Raw genomic sequence first — 14,564 nt, forward strand, 5'->3', positions numbered from 1 at the left:
GCCCAGCCAGGGTCCACCGGTCCCTGGTTGGGCCGGGCCTGCCGCGGGGCGCCCGGGCGGCGCAGGGTGGAGCCCATGCAGCACCGACAGCTCGGCAGCACCGGTCCCGTCGTCACCTCCCCCGCCCTCGGATGCATGGGCCTGTCCGGCGTCTACGGCGCCGTCGACGAGGACGAGGGGGTCCGCGTGATCCACGCCTACCTCGACGCCGGCGGCACCCTCCTCGACACCGGCGACTTCTACGGCTCCGGCCACAACGAGATGCTCATCCGCCGCGCGCTCGCCGACCGGTCCCGCGACGACGTCGTCCTCTCGGTCAAGTTCGGGGCGCTGCGGGGTCCCGACGGCGGGATCGGCGGGGTCGACGCGCGGCCTGCGGCCCTGCGCAACTTCCTCACCTACTCCCTGCAGCGGCTCGGCGTCGACCACGTCGACGTCTACCGCCCCGCCCGGCTCGACCCCCAGGTGCCGATCGAGGACACGGTCGGCGCCATCGCCGAGCTCGTCGAGCAGGGGTACGTGCGCCACGTCGGGTTGAGCGAGGTGTCGGCCGCGACGGTCCGCCGCGCGGCGGCCGTGACGCCGGTCTGCGACCTGCAGATCGAGTACTCCGTGCTCAGCCGCGAGATCGAGGCGGGGATCCTGCCCGCCTGCCGCGAGCTCGGCGTCGGGATCACCGCCTACGGCGTGCTGGGCCGCGGGCTCATCGGCGGCAGCGGGGCGGTGACCGGTGGCCGGGCCATGACCCCGCGCTGGCAGGGCGAGCACCGCGAGCACAACCAGGCGCTCGTCGCGCGCCTCCACGAGCTGGCCGCGGCGAAGGGCGTCACGGTGGCGCAGCTGGCGATCGGCTGGGTGAGCGCGCAGGGCGAGGACGTCGTGCCGGTGATCGGGGCACGACGGGTCGACCAGGTGACGTCGTCGCTGGTGGACGTCGAGCTCACCGCGGACGACCTCGCCCGGATCGACGAGCTCGTCCCGCCCGGCTCCGTGTCCGGCGACCGCTACCCCGCCGCGGCGATGGCGCAGCTCGACAGCGAGCGGTGAGAGGATCACGCCCGTGACTCAGGGCCTGCGGTTCGGATGGCTGTCCCCCGTGATCGGCAACCGGTGGAGCGACCACGTGCCGATCGCCGCGTACCAGGACACGGAGATCCTGCCAACGGCGTTGCCGCACTTCGACTCGCTGTGGATCGCCGACCACTTCTACGGTTTCGACGAGAAGACCGACCCGTTCCTCGAGGCGTGGACCACGCTGACGTGGCTCGCGGCGCGCCACGAGTCCGTGGAGCTGTGCCACCACGTGCTCGGCGTCGGTTACCGGCACCCGCCCCTGCTGGCGAAGATGGCGGCGACGCTGCAGCACCTCTCCGGCGGGCGGTTCGTGCTCGGCATCGGCGCGGGCTGGCGGGAGAAGGAGTACGAGGCGTACGGCTACGACTTCCCGAAGCCGTCGGTGCGGTTCGCGCAGCTCGCGGAGACCATCGAGATCTGCCGGCGGATGTGGACCGAGGAGTACCCGTCGTACTCCGGTCGGTTCACGACGATCACCGAGGCCTCCGCTCCCCCGCTCACCGATCCGCCACCGCGGGTGTGCATCGGCGCGGCGGGCGAGAAGGTCGGGCTCCCGATGGTCGGTCGGCTCGCCGACTCCTGGAACGGGCCCGCCGGCGACGGCTTCACCCGCCGTCGGGACATCGTGCGCAACGCGGCCGAGCAGGCCGGGCGCGACCCCGACGCCATCGAGGTGACGGTGACGCTCGAGCGCCCGCTGCCGGAGAACGACGAGGACTCGGCGAAGCTCGTCGAGGAGCTCGCCGGCCACCGGGACCTCGGGGTCGACCACGTCGTCATGGACTTCGGGCACCCGCGCTCCACCGAGCCGGTGCTGCGCTTCGCGGAGCAGGTCATCGCGCCGCTGCGGGGCTGAGGTGGCCTCCGGCCCTGTGAGTACTTTTCCGTGCCAGGGCACGGATGAGTACTCACAGGGCCGGAGGCCACCTAGCGGAGGAGGAGCTGCACCAGCGCCGCGAGCCCGACCACGACGATGACGCCGCGCAGCACGATCGGCGGGAGTCGGCGACCGATCAGCGCGCCGATCAGACCCCCGACGATCGAGCCGCCCGCGATCAGCCCGACCACCGGCCAGGACACCGGGGCGACCAACGCGAACACGATCCCGGACACCAGGTTCGCGATGGCGGCCAGGATGTTCTTGACGGCGTTGTGGCGCTGCAGGTCGTCGTCGATCAGGATGCCGAGCACCCCGAGCAGGAGCACGCCCTGCGCGGCACCGAAGTAGCCGCCGTAGAGCCCGGTGCCGAACACCGACGCCACGAGCCCGGGCCGGACCGCCGTGCGCGGCTCGCCGGACGGGCGCCGCGCCGCGATCCGGCGCGCCACCGCGGGCTGGACCACCACGAGCACGACGGCCAGCGCGACCAGCACCGGCACGACGGCGTCGAACACCGACGACGGCAGGGCGAACAGGAGCAGCGCGCCGGCGAGGCCGCCGAGGGCGGTGGGGATCGCGAGCCGGAGGGTCCGGCCCGCCAGGCCGCGCAGTTCCCGGCGGTACCCGATGGCCCCGGTCACCGAGCCCGGCACGAGACCGAGACCGTTCGACACGTTCGCCGTGAGCGGCGGGAACCCGAGCGCCAGCAGCACCGGGAAGGTGACGAGCGTGCCGGAGCCGACGATCGTGTTGATCATGCCGGCCCACACGCCCGCGACCGCGATGATCGCCGCTTCGCCGAGGGTCACGTGCGGATGGTCGTCCTCCCCGGCGCCCGCGGCCAGACGAGTGGCCGGTGACGAACGTCCCGCTCCCGACGACATGGGGCGATCATCGAACTGGTGTGCGAACGTAGGTGGGTGGCCCGCACGCCGAACCCCCGCCTCCGCGCCGCCCTCGCACGCCAGGCCGAACGCACCCGTCGCGCCGCGGAGGCGCTGCGGGAGGGCGACGAGCTCGACGAGGACGCCCGTCGACGGATCATCGAGATGCTCGCGGTGTGCGGGCGGCCCGAGATCTACGAGGCCCTGAACGTCCACGTCCAGGACCGGGTCGGCAGCCTGACCGACGCCATCCTGCGCGCCCGCTCCCCGCTCGACGCGCACGTCCGGAGCGCTGCCGCGGAAGCGAGCGTCACGGACGGGCGCATGCACCCCGGGTCCGTCGTCGGGCCGCCGTGAGCTGTGCCACGATGCGCTCGGGGGGATCTTGGTGCAGCTCGACGCGATCGACGTGATGGCAGCGGACGGACGGCGACTGGCCGCCCGGCTGTCGGTGTCCCACGGGTCGGGCTCCGGCACGGTGTTCTGGCACCACGGCACGCTGCGCGACGGGACTCCGCCCCGTCCGTTCGTCACCGCCGCGCACCGTCTCGGCCTGCGGTGGATCAGCGTCGCCCGGCCCGGCCACGGCCGGTCCTCGCCACGCCCCGGGCGCTCGGTCGCCGCCGTCGCCCGCGACGTCGCCGCCGTTGCGGACCACCTCGGGGTCGACCGCTTCGCCGTCGTCGGGCACTCCGCCGGCGCGGCGCACGCGCTGGCGTGCGCCGCACTGCTCCCGGGGCGGGTGCCCGTTGCCGTCGCCATCGGTGCCTACGCACCCCGGGACGTGGCCGGCCTCGACTGGTACGCCCACCTCGATCCGGCCGCGACCCTGGCCCTGCGGGCGGCCGAGCAGGGCCGGGAGCACAAGCTGGCCTTCGAACGCGAGCACCCGGATCTGCGCTGGCTGCTGCCCGACGTCGACGTCGAGGCCCTGGAGCAGGGCTGGTTCATCGACGAGGACACCACGGGCGATGCCCGGGCGGTCGCCCGCACCGACGACCACGTCGCCCTGGTCTCGCCCTGGGGCTTCGACCCCGCGGACGTCGGTTGCCCGGCGCTGCTGGTCCACGGCGAGGGCGACACCTTCGTCCCCGCCACGCACGCCCGCGCGCTCGGCGCCACGATGCCGCAGGCGGAGAAGTGGGTCTCCCCCGTCGACGGGCACTTCTCGATCCTGCGGCGCTGTGACGCCGCCCTCGAATGGGTACGTCGACGACTCTGACCTGCGGGAACGCTTCTGGTCCACACCTCTTTGTCACGGCGGGGTAACGCCGACGGGGGTGGTGGCGATAGTCCCCGAGTGCCCCTTGCCCGACGTCGACCCCGACGGGAGGCCCGATGAACGTCCCGACACCGCAGCCACCAGGAAGTCCGGAGGCCCTGGACCAGGGCTGCCAGTGCTCGTTCCTGCTGAACGACCCCGAGCAACCGACCCAGTTCGTCAACCCGCTGTGTCCGCTGCACGGCGCACAGCACGAAGGGCGGGCGAACGCCTCATGACCCGGTCCGCCGCACGCCCCACCGCCCCGCCGCACCCCCCGTCGTTCCCCCGCGGGCTGCGCGCGCAGTTCCGCGAGACGCTGCGCGAGCGGGTGCTCGAGACCGCCTCCACCGCCGCCACCGAGCAGGGATGGGGCCAGGTCCGCATGAGCGAACTGGCCCGACGGTCCGGGGTGTCCCGGTCGGCCATCCACCGCGAGTTCGGCGACAAGGAGGCCGTCGCCGACGCGCTCGTCGCCCACGAGTCCGACCGCGTGATCGCCGAGGTCGGTCAGGCCCTGATCGACGCATCCGACTGGCGCGCGGGACTCACGGCCGCGCTGCGCACCGCCATGGCGGCGCGGGACACCCACCCGCTGCTCGACACGGTGCTGACGGCGGCGCACGACGACGTGACCCTGCTCCCGCAGCTCACCACCGGGAGCAGCGCGATCATCGCCCGCGCGCGCATCATGCTCTCGACCTGGCTGCGCGGCCACCACCCACGGCTGCCACGCCCCCTGGTCGACGACGCCGCCGACGTGATCGTGCGGGCGGCGCTGAGCCACCTCACGGCGCCGGACACCGACCGCGAACTCGCCGTCGCCCGGCTCCAGCGACTGGCGGTCCGCCTCCTCGACCCCCGTTGACGGTGTGACGGGAGCCATCGGGATCGGCCGTGAGGATCCGCGATCGGATCGCGTCCTACCGGATGAGTTCGACGGAGCGCCCCGCCCACCGGGGGCGGGGCACGCGGACCACCGACGCAGGAGGTTCCCCATGAGCACCCCGACTCCCGCCGTGCCGAGGACGACGACGCCGGCCCCCACCGGCTCGGCCCTCACGAGCACCCAGGGCAAGACCACCATCGCCGACGGCGTGGTCGCCAAGCTCGCGGGCCTCGCCGCACGCGAGGTCAATGGCGTGTACGGCTTCGGCGGCACCGCCGCCCGCGCCTTCGGCGCCATCACCGAGCGCATCCCCGGCAGCCGCTCGTCCGCCTCGCAGGGCGTGTCGGTCGAGGTCGGCGAGCGCCAGGCCGCCGTCGACCTGACCGTCGTCGTCGAGTACGGCGTCGCGATCGCCGAGCTGGCGCGGGCGATCCGCCGCAACGTCATCGGCGCCGTCGAGCAGATGACCGGCCTCGAGGTCACCGAGGTCAACGTGGACGTCGTCGACCTCCACCTCCCCGACGAGGAGGACGACGCCCCGGCTCCGGCCCCGGCCCCCGCCCGCGTCCGGTGAACCGGCCGGTGCGTCCCGGCGACGTCGACACCCCGGCCGTCGTGGTCGTCGCCGACGTCGCCTGAGCCGGCGCCGACCGGAGCGGCCGGTGCGTCCCCGCGACGTCGACACCCCGGCCGACGTGGTCGTCGCCGACGTCGCCTGAGCCGGCGCCGACCGGAGCGGCCGGTGCGGCCGATGCACCCATGAGACCGACCGGTCTGTAGGTTCTCCGATCATGCCCGGGTCGGAGCGGACCCGACGTCCCGACGACGGGACGTCGTCGTTCATCGTGCTCGTGCTGGACCCGGTGACCGGGGAACTCGACTCCTACGGCCCGTACGACTATCCGGGCGCGCTCGTGGAGGCGTGCCGTCGCCGCGAGGAGTTCGACCGCGGGGACCTCGTCGACGTGCTCGTCGCCGTGGTCCCCCTCCACCCCGCCCCGCCCGCCGACGGGGCGTGAGGTCAGCGGTCGGCGCGGAACCAGTCGGCCGGACCGTCCAGCCCGTCGAAGGTCGGGGCGGACGGCCGGGGCGGGCGCGCGGCCGTCGTCCCGGGCGGGCCCGGGCGCGGAGCACGAGGCTCCTGGGGCCCGTACTCCCCCGGCTCCGGCGGCGGCCCCACCGTGGGGATGTCCGCGACGAGGCGGACGTGCCGCCCGGCGGGGTCGGGCTGCTCCGCCTCGTCGGGGACGGCCGGAGCCGGCCCGTCGTCCACCGGCCCGGGGCCGCCCACGGTGACCATGATCCGCCGTCCGGACGGAGTACGTCCGGCGTCGACCGGCTCCCCCCGCGTCCCGACGTGCTCGAGCGCCGCCCGCAGATCGTCGATCGGGAGCGGCCGGTCGCGGGTCGTCGTGGTGGCGACCCGGGCGGTCAGCGCGACACCGGGGTGTCCCTCGGAGGCCAGCGTCAGCCCCTCGCCGATGCGGTCGGCGAGGTCGTTGAGGTGCACCGCCGACGCGCCCGGGACGAGGACGACGAAGGTGCGCCGGTCGAGCCGCACCGCGACGTCGACCGGGCCGAGCGGCTCGGTCAGCGCGGCCGCGACGCGGTGCCCGGCGTGGTACGCGGCGCGGTCGGGGGCGAGCGCGGCGTCGGCGAAGGCAGGGATGTCGAACAGCGCGACCCCGACCTGCAGGGCGCCCGGTCCGCCGCGTGGGGTCCACCGGTCGAGGAACCCGGCGTCGGGCAGGCCGCTCGCCGCGTCGGTGCCCGCCGTCGCGCGGGCTCCCGCGGCGGCGTGGGCGTCGGCGATCTGCTCGCGCAGCTCCCGGGTGCCCGCGTGGGCGTCGCGCATGCGATCGAGCAGGTGGTAGAGCGACGTCGTCGCCCACATCTCGCCGGGGCTGCCCGCCGAGCCGGCGGCGTCGCCGCCCGCGGGCATCGTCCTCGCGAGCAGGTCGTCGATGGTGCGGAGCACCTCCGGGTCCAACCGCGTGCCGAGCGCGAACCGCAGCCGCGCGAGCTCGGTGGCCGCCTGTGCCCGCGAGAAACCCCACCGGCCGTCGAAGACCCGGCTGGGCTCGACGGCGGGGTCGCCCGGGTCGTACCCGTGCTGGTCGGTCGCGACGAGGAACGCCCCGGCGCGCGGGCCGAGCGCGACCACCGTCCACTCGTCGGCGAGCGCCTCGGCCGGATCGAGCTCGACCACCGGCACCCCGACCGGCGCCTCGTGCGCCTCCCCCGCCACGAACCCGACGACGGCGGTGACCCCCGCGGCCGCCATGGCCTCGTAGACCGCGCGCTCCCGGTCGAAGTAGGGCAGCTGCTGGAACAGCGCGACGACCACCGTCGGGTGGTCGACGGTCCCCGCCATCACCGCCTTCTCCACGGCGTGCGAGATGTCGACCAGCAGCCGCTTCGACAACCGCTCCGGCCGCTGCCCGCTCGCCCGGTCCCGCGCCACGCGGGTGTGGTCGGAGAGGTTGTCGATGAAGGCCCGTTCCACCCGGGTCCGGGTGGCGTGGGCGAGCGGACCCTCCATGAGACCCCCTGGGTGCGTCGTCACCGGGGTACTACCTCGGACGAGTGATCACGAGCGGTGCACGCCGCGACCGCCCGGCGAGCGGTCCACCGGTGGCGGTCAGCGGCGGCGGGGTGTCAGAGCTGCGCCGCCCGGACCGCGTCCCGCAGCGAGGTCGGCGCGCGGCCGAGCAGGTTCTCGAGGGCGGGGCTGTCGGTCTCCAGCTCCCCACGCGCGAGCGAGCGCTCGAGCGCGGTCACGAACTCGGCGGTGCCGCGGTCGGCACCGGCGGCGACCATCGCCTCCGTGAGCTCCTCGGGGGTGTGGTCGTGGTACACGACCTGCGTCCCGGTCACCTCGGTGATCGTCCCCGCGAGCTCGGTCATGGTGAACGCCGGCCCGCCCAGCTCCCAGTAGCCCTGCTGGTCGACGACGTCGCCGGTGAGCAGGCTGACGGCGGCCTCGGCGTAGTCCGCGCGGGTCGCTGCGGACACCCGGCCGTCGCCGGCCGCCCCGAGGATCTCGCCGGCCTGGAGGTAGCGGGGCAGCTGGGCGGTGTAGTTCTCCATGTACCAGCCGTTGCGCGCGACCGCGAACAGCAGCCCGGAGCCCTGCAGCACGTCCTCGGTGGCGGCGTGCTCCGGTGCGAGGACGAGTTCGGTGTCGTCGGCGTGGATCACGCTCGTGTAGACCACGAACTCCACGTCGGCGGCCTTCGCGGCGTCGATCACCGCGGAGTGCTGGCGCACCCGGTCGCCCGGGTCGGGGCTCGACACGAGCAGGAGCCGCTCGATGCCCTCGAGGGCCGACCCGAGGGTGTCGGGGCGGTCGTAGTCCGCGACGCGGACGCCGACCCCGAGCTCGGCGAGGTCACCGGCCTTGTCGGGGTCGCGGACGAGCGCGAAGACGTTCCCGGCGGGGATGCCGTGGCGCAGCAGGGCGTCGACGGCGAGCCGACCGAGGTGACCGGTGGCCCCGGTGACGGCGAAGGACGGGGCGGGCGTGACGGGCGTGCTCATGGGGCGCAGGGTGGCCCGTCGACGGCGGTGCCACACCCGTCGCGACCGGGCGAGCCGCCCAGCGGCGCCCGCGGCACCGTCGTGGTGCGGACGCCGCCGCGCCTCACGACGTGAGCCAGGACCGCCAGCTCCGCCGCCGCGGCGCCGGGAGCACCGGGTCCCGACGACGGGTGACCTCGGCGAGCAGGTCGCCCGCGTCCGCCGCGTCGGTGTGGCGCAGGACGTCCGCGGTGGGCCGGTCGAGCCGGCGGGCCAGCTCGCGGGGCGGCAGCTCGCTGGCGTGCACCCCGACGCCGTAGCGCCGGGCGATGACGGCACGCTGCTCGGCCGAGATGCCCGGGCCGGTGACGAGGAAGCGGGGGTAGGCGTGCGAGGCGCGCCAGCCGTACTGCCCCTCGACGACGTCGCCCCACAGCGCGACGACCCCGAGCACCTCGTGGTCCGAGGGGCTCCAGCCGAGCGTGGTCGTGTCGGCCACCGCGTAGAGCCCGCACGGGCAGGAGTCACCGGGCGGGGTGTGCCGGGGACTCGCGCAGGCCGCGACCATCGGGCGGGCCGCCGGCCACGGGGTGCCGGTCAGCGGGGAGAAGAGCGCATGACGATGCTGTGCACGCCGGCCGACGCGCCAGGTGCGCCAGCCCAGGACGGCGGCCGGGACGTCCGGCACCGCCGTCACGCGGTGCGGGGCGGTCACGAGCGGGCGTCGGCCGTGACGGTCTCGGTCTCGGTCTCGCGGTGTCCCACCGGTTCGACGGCTTCCACGGGCGCCTCGGGGGCGGCCGGGACGGGGCTCTCGACGGGCTCGGCGGTGAAACGACGCTGGACGCGTCCGATGTCCATGCCACGAGCCTGTCACGGCGTGCGAGCGCTTTCCAGCAGGGCCGGAAGCGTCTCGCGAATGCAACCTTCGGCGACTCCGATGGAACCGGCTCAGCCGCAGGTGCGGCCGTTCCCGTCGTTGTCACGCAGGTCCGCCAGGTACTGCCGGCTCACGCCGTACGACGCGTCGGCGGCGGTGTGCGCGAAGGGGACCATGAACGTGCCGTAGTCGCCGCCGTCGGCGAGGTCGATGCGCCGCAGCAGGCGCCCGCTGGCGTCGCGGTCGACGCCGGGCTCGGTGCGCAGCGTGACCCGGCGTCCGCCGAGCATCGCCTCCGCCATCTCCTTGGCCTCGATCCCGCCCGGGGTCGACACCGGGCACGAGTCGATCCCGATCACGTGGATCACCTGGCTGCCGGCGCGGACGGTGTCGCCGTCGATCACGTCGGTGACGGTCACGGTGCTCAGGGCGGGGCCCTCGGTCGAGCCGAGGGCGAGCGGGCCCGCGGCCCCCGTCGACGGCGTCAGCGCGCCGACCCCGACGAGGCCGACCAGCGCCGCGCCGATCCCGGACCACACCTTCTCGGCCGTACCCACCACGCGCGCTCCCCGACGTCCCCGACCCGCGTCCCCGGACACCGTCCGAGCACCTCCGACGTCGCGGATGTCGGACGACCTCGCGGTGCCGTTACCCGCGGTCCTGCGATCGGGTGACGGAGTGGCTGCGCCTCCTGTCACGGGCTCCCGACGCCCGACGCCGACCTTGTCGCAGTGATTCACAACGACAAGGTGGGATGGCGCGGACGAGGGCCCGCGACAGGACGGAGTCGGAGCCGCCTGGGCGTCGCCGCGGGCGCGGTCCGCTGATCCTGGGACCCGCGCGGCCAGGCTGCGACCGCCCCCACGTGGGACGGTGACCTCCGGACCGGATCGGTCCCGGAGACCAGAGGCGGGTATGTCCACCACCATCCCCATGTCCATCACGGTCGACGGCGAACGGCACGACCTCGCCGTCGACCCCCGCACCACCCTGCTCGACGCCCTGCGCGAGCGGCTCCGCGTCACGACCGCGAAGAAGGGCTGCGACCACGGCCAGTGCGGTGCCTGCACCGTCCTGCTCGACGGTCGCCGGGTCCTCTCGTGCCTGACGCTCGCCGTCGCGAAGGACGGGTCCCACGTCGTCACCGCCGACGGCCTGGCCACCGACGACGGGCTGCACCCCGTCACCGAGGCGTTCCTCGCGTACGACGCCTACCAGTGCGGCTTCTGCACCCCCGGCCAGATCTGCTCCGCCGTCGGGGCGATCGACGAGGCCCGCCGCGGCATGCCGAGCGCGGTCACGGCCGACCTCACCGGCGAGGTGACCCTCGACCGCACCGAGATCGCGGAGCGCATGAGCGGCAACCTCTGCCGGTGCGCGGCCTACGTGAACATCGTGTCGGCCGTCGAGGACGCCGCGCACGGGACCGCGCCGCGGAGCTCGACCCTGGAGGCACAGGCGTGAAGCCCTTCACCTACGCCCGGCCGGCCGTGGCGTCCGAGGCGGTGACCACGCTCGCGGCCGACCCCGATGCCCGGTTCCTCGCCGGCGGCACCAACCTGCTCGACCACCTCAAGCTCGGCGTCGTCGAGCCGTCGCAGCTCGTCGACGTCTCCCGCGTGACCGGCACGGCGATCGAGGAGCTCGCGGACGGGGGCCTGCGCATCGACGCGGGCGTCCCCAACTCCGACCTCGCCGCCGACGCGCGGGTCCGGGAGCGGTACCCGGCGGTCGCCGCGGCGATCCTCGCGGGCGCGTCGGGACAGCTGCGCAACATGGCCTCGACGGGCGGCAACCTGCTGCAGCGCACCCGGTGCGCCTACTTCGCCGACCCGACGACGCCGTGCACCAAGCGCGACCTCTCCCAGGGCTGCTCGGCCCGCGGCGGCTGGGCCCGCTACCACGCCGTCCTCGGCACCGCGGCCGACGGCTGCATCGCGACGCACCCGTCGGACCTCGCGGTCGCCCTCGTGGCACTCGACGCGCAGGTGCAGGTGCTGGGCCCCGACGGCGCGCGCACCATCCCGATCGGCGAGTTCCACCGGCTTCCCGGCGACGACCCGACGCGCGACACCGTGCTCGCCCACGGCGACCTGGTGACCGCGGTCGACCTCCCGGCGACCACCCCCGCCGTCCGGAACTCGACCTACCGGAAGGTGCGCGACCGAGCGTCGTACGCGTTCGCACTGGTCAGCGCCGCGGTGGCGCTGGAGGTGGCGGACGGGACCGTGGTCGACGTGCGGATCGCGCTCGGCGGGGTCGCCCACAAGCCGTGGCGGGCCACCACCGCCGAGGCGACCCTGCGCGGACGCCCGGCCACGGACGACGAGTTCCGGGCCGCGATCGCGGCGGAGCTCGACGCGGCGGCGCCGGTGGACAGCCCGCTGGGCGGCAACGCGTTCAAGATCCCGCTGGTGACCGGCACGGTCGTCAGCACCCTGCGAGCACTGGCCGGAGGTGCGGCATGACGACGATGGACGCCCGCAGCATGGGCGCCTCGGTCCGGCGCATCGAGGGCCCGGACAAGGTCACCGGCACCGCGACGTACGCGGGCGACACCGTGGCCGACGGGACGCTCGTGCTCCACCCGGTGCAGGCGACGGTGGCGCGCGGCGAGATCACGGCGATCGACACGGCGGTGGCGGAGGCCCTGCCCGGGGTGGTCGCGGTCCTCACCCACCGCGACGCGCCGACGCTCGGCGACACCGGCGACCCCGAGCACCGCGTCCTGCAGGGCACCACGATCCACCACCGCGGCCAGTTCGTCGCCGCGGTCCTCGCCGAGCACGCGGAGGTGGCGGCCGAGGCGGCGGGCCTCGTCGTCGTGACGGTGGACGAGGCCCCGTCGACGACGGGGTTCGACCCGGACGGCGAGGCCTACGCCCCGTCGGCGCTGGCCAACGGACAGCCCGCCGACTCCGGGGCCGGCGACCCGGACGCGGCCCTGGCGGCGGCACCCGTCGTCGTCCGGGCGTCCTACGCCACGCCGATGGAGCACCACAACCCCATGGAGCCGCACACGACCACGGCGACGTGGGTCGACGGGCGGCTCGAGGTGTTCGAGGCGACCCAGGGCGTGGAGTCCTCCCGGCAGACGCTGGCGACGTTGTTCGACGTCGAGGTCGTGGTGCACGCCTCGCACGTCGGCGGCGGGTTCGGGTCGAAGGGCCTGCACGCCGGGACGGTGCTCGCAGTGCTCGCCGCGCGGACGGTGCCGGGTCGGCCGGTGCGGTTCGCGCTGGGCCGGCGGCAGATGTTCGAGGCCGTCGGGTACCGCCCGGCGACCCTGCAGCACCTCTCGCTGGGGGCCTCGCACGACGGTCGGCTCGAGGTCGTCGCCCACGACGTCGTCGGGGCGACCGCGCGCTACAAGGAGTTCGTGGAGCCCGCCGGCGGGTCGACGCGCTCGATGTACGCGGCCCCGCACCGCCGGACCTCGCACCGCGCGGTCCCGCTCGACCTCGACGGGCCCACGTACATGCGCGGTCCGGGCGAGGCCCCGGGCAGCTTCGGGCTGGAGTGCGCGATGGACGAGCTGGCGGTCGCGCTCGACCTCGACCCGATCGAGCTGCGCGTGCGCAACGAGCCCGAGGTGCACCCGGAGAACGGGCTGCCGTTCTCCTCGCGCGGACTGGTCGAGTGCCTGCGCACCGGGGCCGAGCGCTTCGGCTGGTCCAGCTGGGACCGGGCGCCGCGGCGCCGGCTGGTCGACGGCTGGTGGCACGGCGTCGGCGTCGGCTGCGGGACCTTCCCGACCCTTCGGTTCCCGGGGTCCACGGCGGAGATCACCTTCACGGGCGGTCGCTACGTCGTCGCGATCGGCGCCGCCGACATCGGGCAGGGCGCCCGGACGGTGCTGACCCAGATCGCTGCGGATGCGCTGGGCGTCGACGTCACGGCGATCGCGGTGGAGATCGGGTCGACGCAGGTGCCGGTCGGGTCGATCGCGGGCGGGTCGGCGGGCACGGCGTCGTGGGGCTCGACGGTGGTCGAGGCGGCCGACCGGTTCCGCGACAAGTACGGCGAGAACCCCGACGACGGCGACCACGCGGACGCCGCGACCCCGGACAACCCGTGGGCCGGGGAGTACGCGATGGCGGCGTACGTCGCCCAGTTCGCGGAGGTCGCGGTGCACGCCGACACCGGCGAGATCCGCGTCCCGCGCCTGCTCGGCATGTTCGGGGTCGGCCGCATCCTCAACCCGACGCTCGGCCGCTCGCAGCTGCAGGGCGGCATGGTGTGGGGGCTGTCGATGGCCCTGCACGAGGAGAGCGTGGTGGACCCCCGCTTCGGCGAGGTCATCAACCACGATTTCGCCGGCTACCACGTCGCGTCCAACGCCGACGTGCGTCGCGTCGAGGCCGAGTGGATCGACGAGGACGATCCCTACGTCAACCCGATGGGCGCGAAGGGCATCGGGGAGATCGGCATCGTCGGGGTGGCCGCGGCCATCGCCAACGCCGCGTACCACGCGACGGGCGTGCGGGTGCGGTCGCTGCCGATCACCTGCGACGACTTCCTGACGTCGGGTCTGCTCTCGCCCTGACGGCCCTAGCCGGTGGTGCCGCGGTCGCGGCGGTGGACGAAGCTCCACCAGTCCGCGTCCCAGGCCCGCATGCGGCCGCGGTCGAGGGCGAACCGCACCGCGAGCACCACCGAGGCCAGCACCAGGAGCGCCCCGACCAGGGCACCGACCGCGTCGACGATCCCCTCGACGGTCGCGTCGGTGGCGCTGGCGGGCGGGATCACGGGGCGGTCGTCGGGGCCGACCCACAGGCGCATCCGGTCGCCCGCGGTCACCGACGGGCCGGCGGGCACGGCGGCCGTGTGCCGGGTCAGGTCGGGCTCGACCCACGCGACCTCGACGTCCGTGAGGGCGGCGGTGTACCCGACGGCGGGGCTGGTCGTCACCGGCGCGGACAGCACCGTCGCCTCGACCGGGCGCGCCGTGGTCCGCGTGAGGTCCGCGGTGGCCGTGGCGTCGGCGGTGCCGTGGTGGCCGAGGACGACCGCGACCGGCACGAGCAGCAGGAACAGCACCACCGCACACCGCAGGACGGCCGTCTCCACGCGGTCGGACCATCGACGCAGCCGGCTCCGCCGTGGGAACAGCGACGTCCGGACCCGATCGGCACAGCGCCCCATCCCCATGTCGACCGGGATTCCCGGGGCGCCCC

17 protein-coding genes are annotated in these 14,564 nt (G+C 74.9%); 10 read left to right on the forward strand and 7 right to left on the reverse strand.

Features of this window, described 5'->3' with window-relative positions; translation table 11 throughout:
* Window positions 1-75 precede the first annotated feature (75 nt).
* Complete coding sequence (locus A3CO_RS0109925) at window positions 76-1,047, forward strand: aldo/keto reductase (protein ID WP_018332095.1); 972 nt, start codon at window positions 76-78, stop codon at window positions 1,045-1,047.
* Between the two features lie 13 nt (window positions 1,048-1,060).
* Window positions 1,061-1,930 (forward strand): LLM class flavin-dependent oxidoreductase, encoded by an 870-nt coding sequence (locus tag A3CO_RS0109930; RefSeq protein ID WP_018332096.1) that lies wholly within the window; start codon window positions 1,061-1,063, stop codon window positions 1,928-1,930.
* Window positions 1,931-2,001: 71 nt separating this feature from the next.
* Here A3CO_RS0109930 and A3CO_RS0109935 read toward each other — a convergent pair whose 3' ends face one another.
* On the reverse strand, window positions 2,002-2,763 hold the full coding sequence (locus A3CO_RS0109935) for a sulfite exporter TauE/SafE family protein (protein WP_018332097.1): 762 nt from the start codon (window positions 2,761-2,763) through the stop codon (window positions 2,002-2,004).
* Between the two features lie 93 nt (window positions 2,764-2,856).
* Between A3CO_RS0109935 and A3CO_RS0109940 the strand changes: the two genes are divergently transcribed.
* The 5 genes from A3CO_RS0109940 (at window position 2,857) to A3CO_RS31240 (ending at window position 6,007) form a co-directional block, all read left to right on the forward strand.
* Window positions 2,857-3,195, forward strand: coding sequence for a hypothetical protein (locus A3CO_RS0109940; protein WP_157647345.1), 339 nt, complete (start codon window positions 2,857-2,859; stop codon window positions 3,193-3,195).
* 55 nt (window positions 3,196-3,250) lie between these two features.
* Entirely contained in the window at window positions 3,251-4,060 is an 810-nt protein-coding gene (locus tag A3CO_RS0109945; protein WP_033414219.1) for an alpha/beta fold hydrolase, read from the forward strand.
* 274 nt (window positions 4,061-4,334) lie between these two features.
* On the forward strand, window positions 4,335-4,967 hold the full coding sequence (locus A3CO_RS0109950) for a TetR/AcrR family transcriptional regulator (protein WP_018332100.1): 633 nt from the start codon (window positions 4,335-4,337) through the stop codon (window positions 4,965-4,967).
* Between the two features lie 130 nt (window positions 4,968-5,097).
* Window positions 5,098-5,562, forward strand: coding sequence for an Asp23/Gls24 family envelope stress response protein (locus tag A3CO_RS0109955; RefSeq protein WP_018332101.1), 465 nt, complete (start codon window positions 5,098-5,100; stop codon window positions 5,560-5,562).
* 217 nt (window positions 5,563-5,779) lie between these two features.
* On the forward strand, window positions 5,780-6,007 hold the full coding sequence (locus A3CO_RS31240) for a hypothetical protein (protein WP_018332102.1): 228 nt from the start codon (window positions 5,780-5,782) through the stop codon (window positions 6,005-6,007).
* 2 nt (window positions 6,008-6,009) lie between these two features.
* Here the strand turns inward: A3CO_RS31240 and A3CO_RS0109965 are convergent, their stop codons facing one another.
* From A3CO_RS0109965 to A3CO_RS35590, 5 genes are all read right to left on the reverse strand, one after another.
* Window positions 6,010-7,530 (reverse strand): DICT sensory domain-containing protein, encoded by a 1,521-nt coding sequence (locus tag A3CO_RS0109965; RefSeq protein WP_026204458.1) that lies wholly within the window; start codon window positions 7,528-7,530, stop codon window positions 6,010-6,012.
* A 116-nt stretch (window positions 7,531-7,646) separates the two neighbouring features.
* Window positions 7,647-8,528, reverse strand: coding sequence for an SDR family oxidoreductase (locus A3CO_RS0109970; protein WP_018332103.1), 882 nt, complete (start codon window positions 8,526-8,528; stop codon window positions 7,647-7,649).
* Between the two features lie 103 nt (window positions 8,529-8,631).
* Window positions 8,632-9,222, reverse strand: coding sequence for a hypothetical protein (locus A3CO_RS0109975; RefSeq protein ID WP_018332104.1), 591 nt, complete (start codon window positions 9,220-9,222; stop codon window positions 8,632-8,634).
* Window positions 9,219-9,368 (reverse strand): hypothetical protein, encoded by a 150-nt coding sequence (locus A3CO_RS37960; protein ID WP_018332105.1) that lies wholly within the window; start codon window positions 9,366-9,368, stop codon window positions 9,219-9,221. Before A3CO_RS37960 ends, A3CO_RS0109975 begins: the two co-directional genes overlap by 4 nt.
* 90 nt (window positions 9,369-9,458) lie before the next feature.
* The gene (locus A3CO_RS35590; protein ID WP_018332106.1) at window positions 9,459-9,947 is read right to left on the reverse strand and encodes a thermonuclease family protein; all 489 of its coding nucleotides are present in this window, start codon (window positions 9,945-9,947) and stop codon (window positions 9,459-9,461) included.
* A gap of 373 nt (window positions 9,948-10,320) precedes the next feature.
* On the opposite strand from A3CO_RS35590, the gene A3CO_RS0109990 reads away from it, so the two are divergent.
* The 3 genes from A3CO_RS0109990 to A3CO_RS0110000 are packed head-to-tail and all read left to right on the forward strand — an operon-like array spanning window position 10,321 to window position 13,933.
* On the forward strand, window positions 10,321-10,851 hold the full coding sequence (locus A3CO_RS0109990; protein ID WP_342663154.1) for a 2Fe-2S iron-sulfur cluster-binding protein: 531 nt from the start codon (window positions 10,321-10,323) through the stop codon (window positions 10,849-10,851).
* Entirely contained in the window at window positions 10,848-11,855 is a 1,008-nt protein-coding gene (locus tag A3CO_RS0109995; RefSeq protein ID WP_018332108.1) for an FAD binding domain-containing protein, read from the forward strand. The genes A3CO_RS0109990 and A3CO_RS0109995 overlap by 4 nt, the downstream gene beginning before the upstream one ends.
* Window positions 11,852-13,933, forward strand: a complete 2,082-nt coding sequence (locus A3CO_RS0110000; RefSeq protein WP_018332109.1) for a xanthine dehydrogenase family protein molybdopterin-binding subunit — start codon at window positions 11,852-11,854, stop codon at window positions 13,931-13,933. Before A3CO_RS0109995 ends, A3CO_RS0110000 begins: the two co-directional genes overlap by 4 nt.
* Before the next feature lie 5 nt (window positions 13,934-13,938).
* On the opposite strand, the gene A3CO_RS0110005 is transcribed toward A3CO_RS0110000, so the two are convergent.
* Window positions 13,939-14,538, reverse strand: a complete 600-nt coding sequence (locus tag A3CO_RS0110005; protein WP_425393407.1) for an Rv1733c family protein — start codon at window positions 14,536-14,538, stop codon at window positions 13,939-13,941.
* Window positions 14,539-14,564: the final 26 nt, after the last annotated feature.

This window comes from Actinomycetospora chiangmaiensis DSM 45062 (assembly GCF_000379625.1).
GTDB lineage: Bacteria > Actinomycetota > Actinomycetes > Mycobacteriales > Pseudonocardiaceae > Actinomycetospora > Actinomycetospora chiangmaiensis.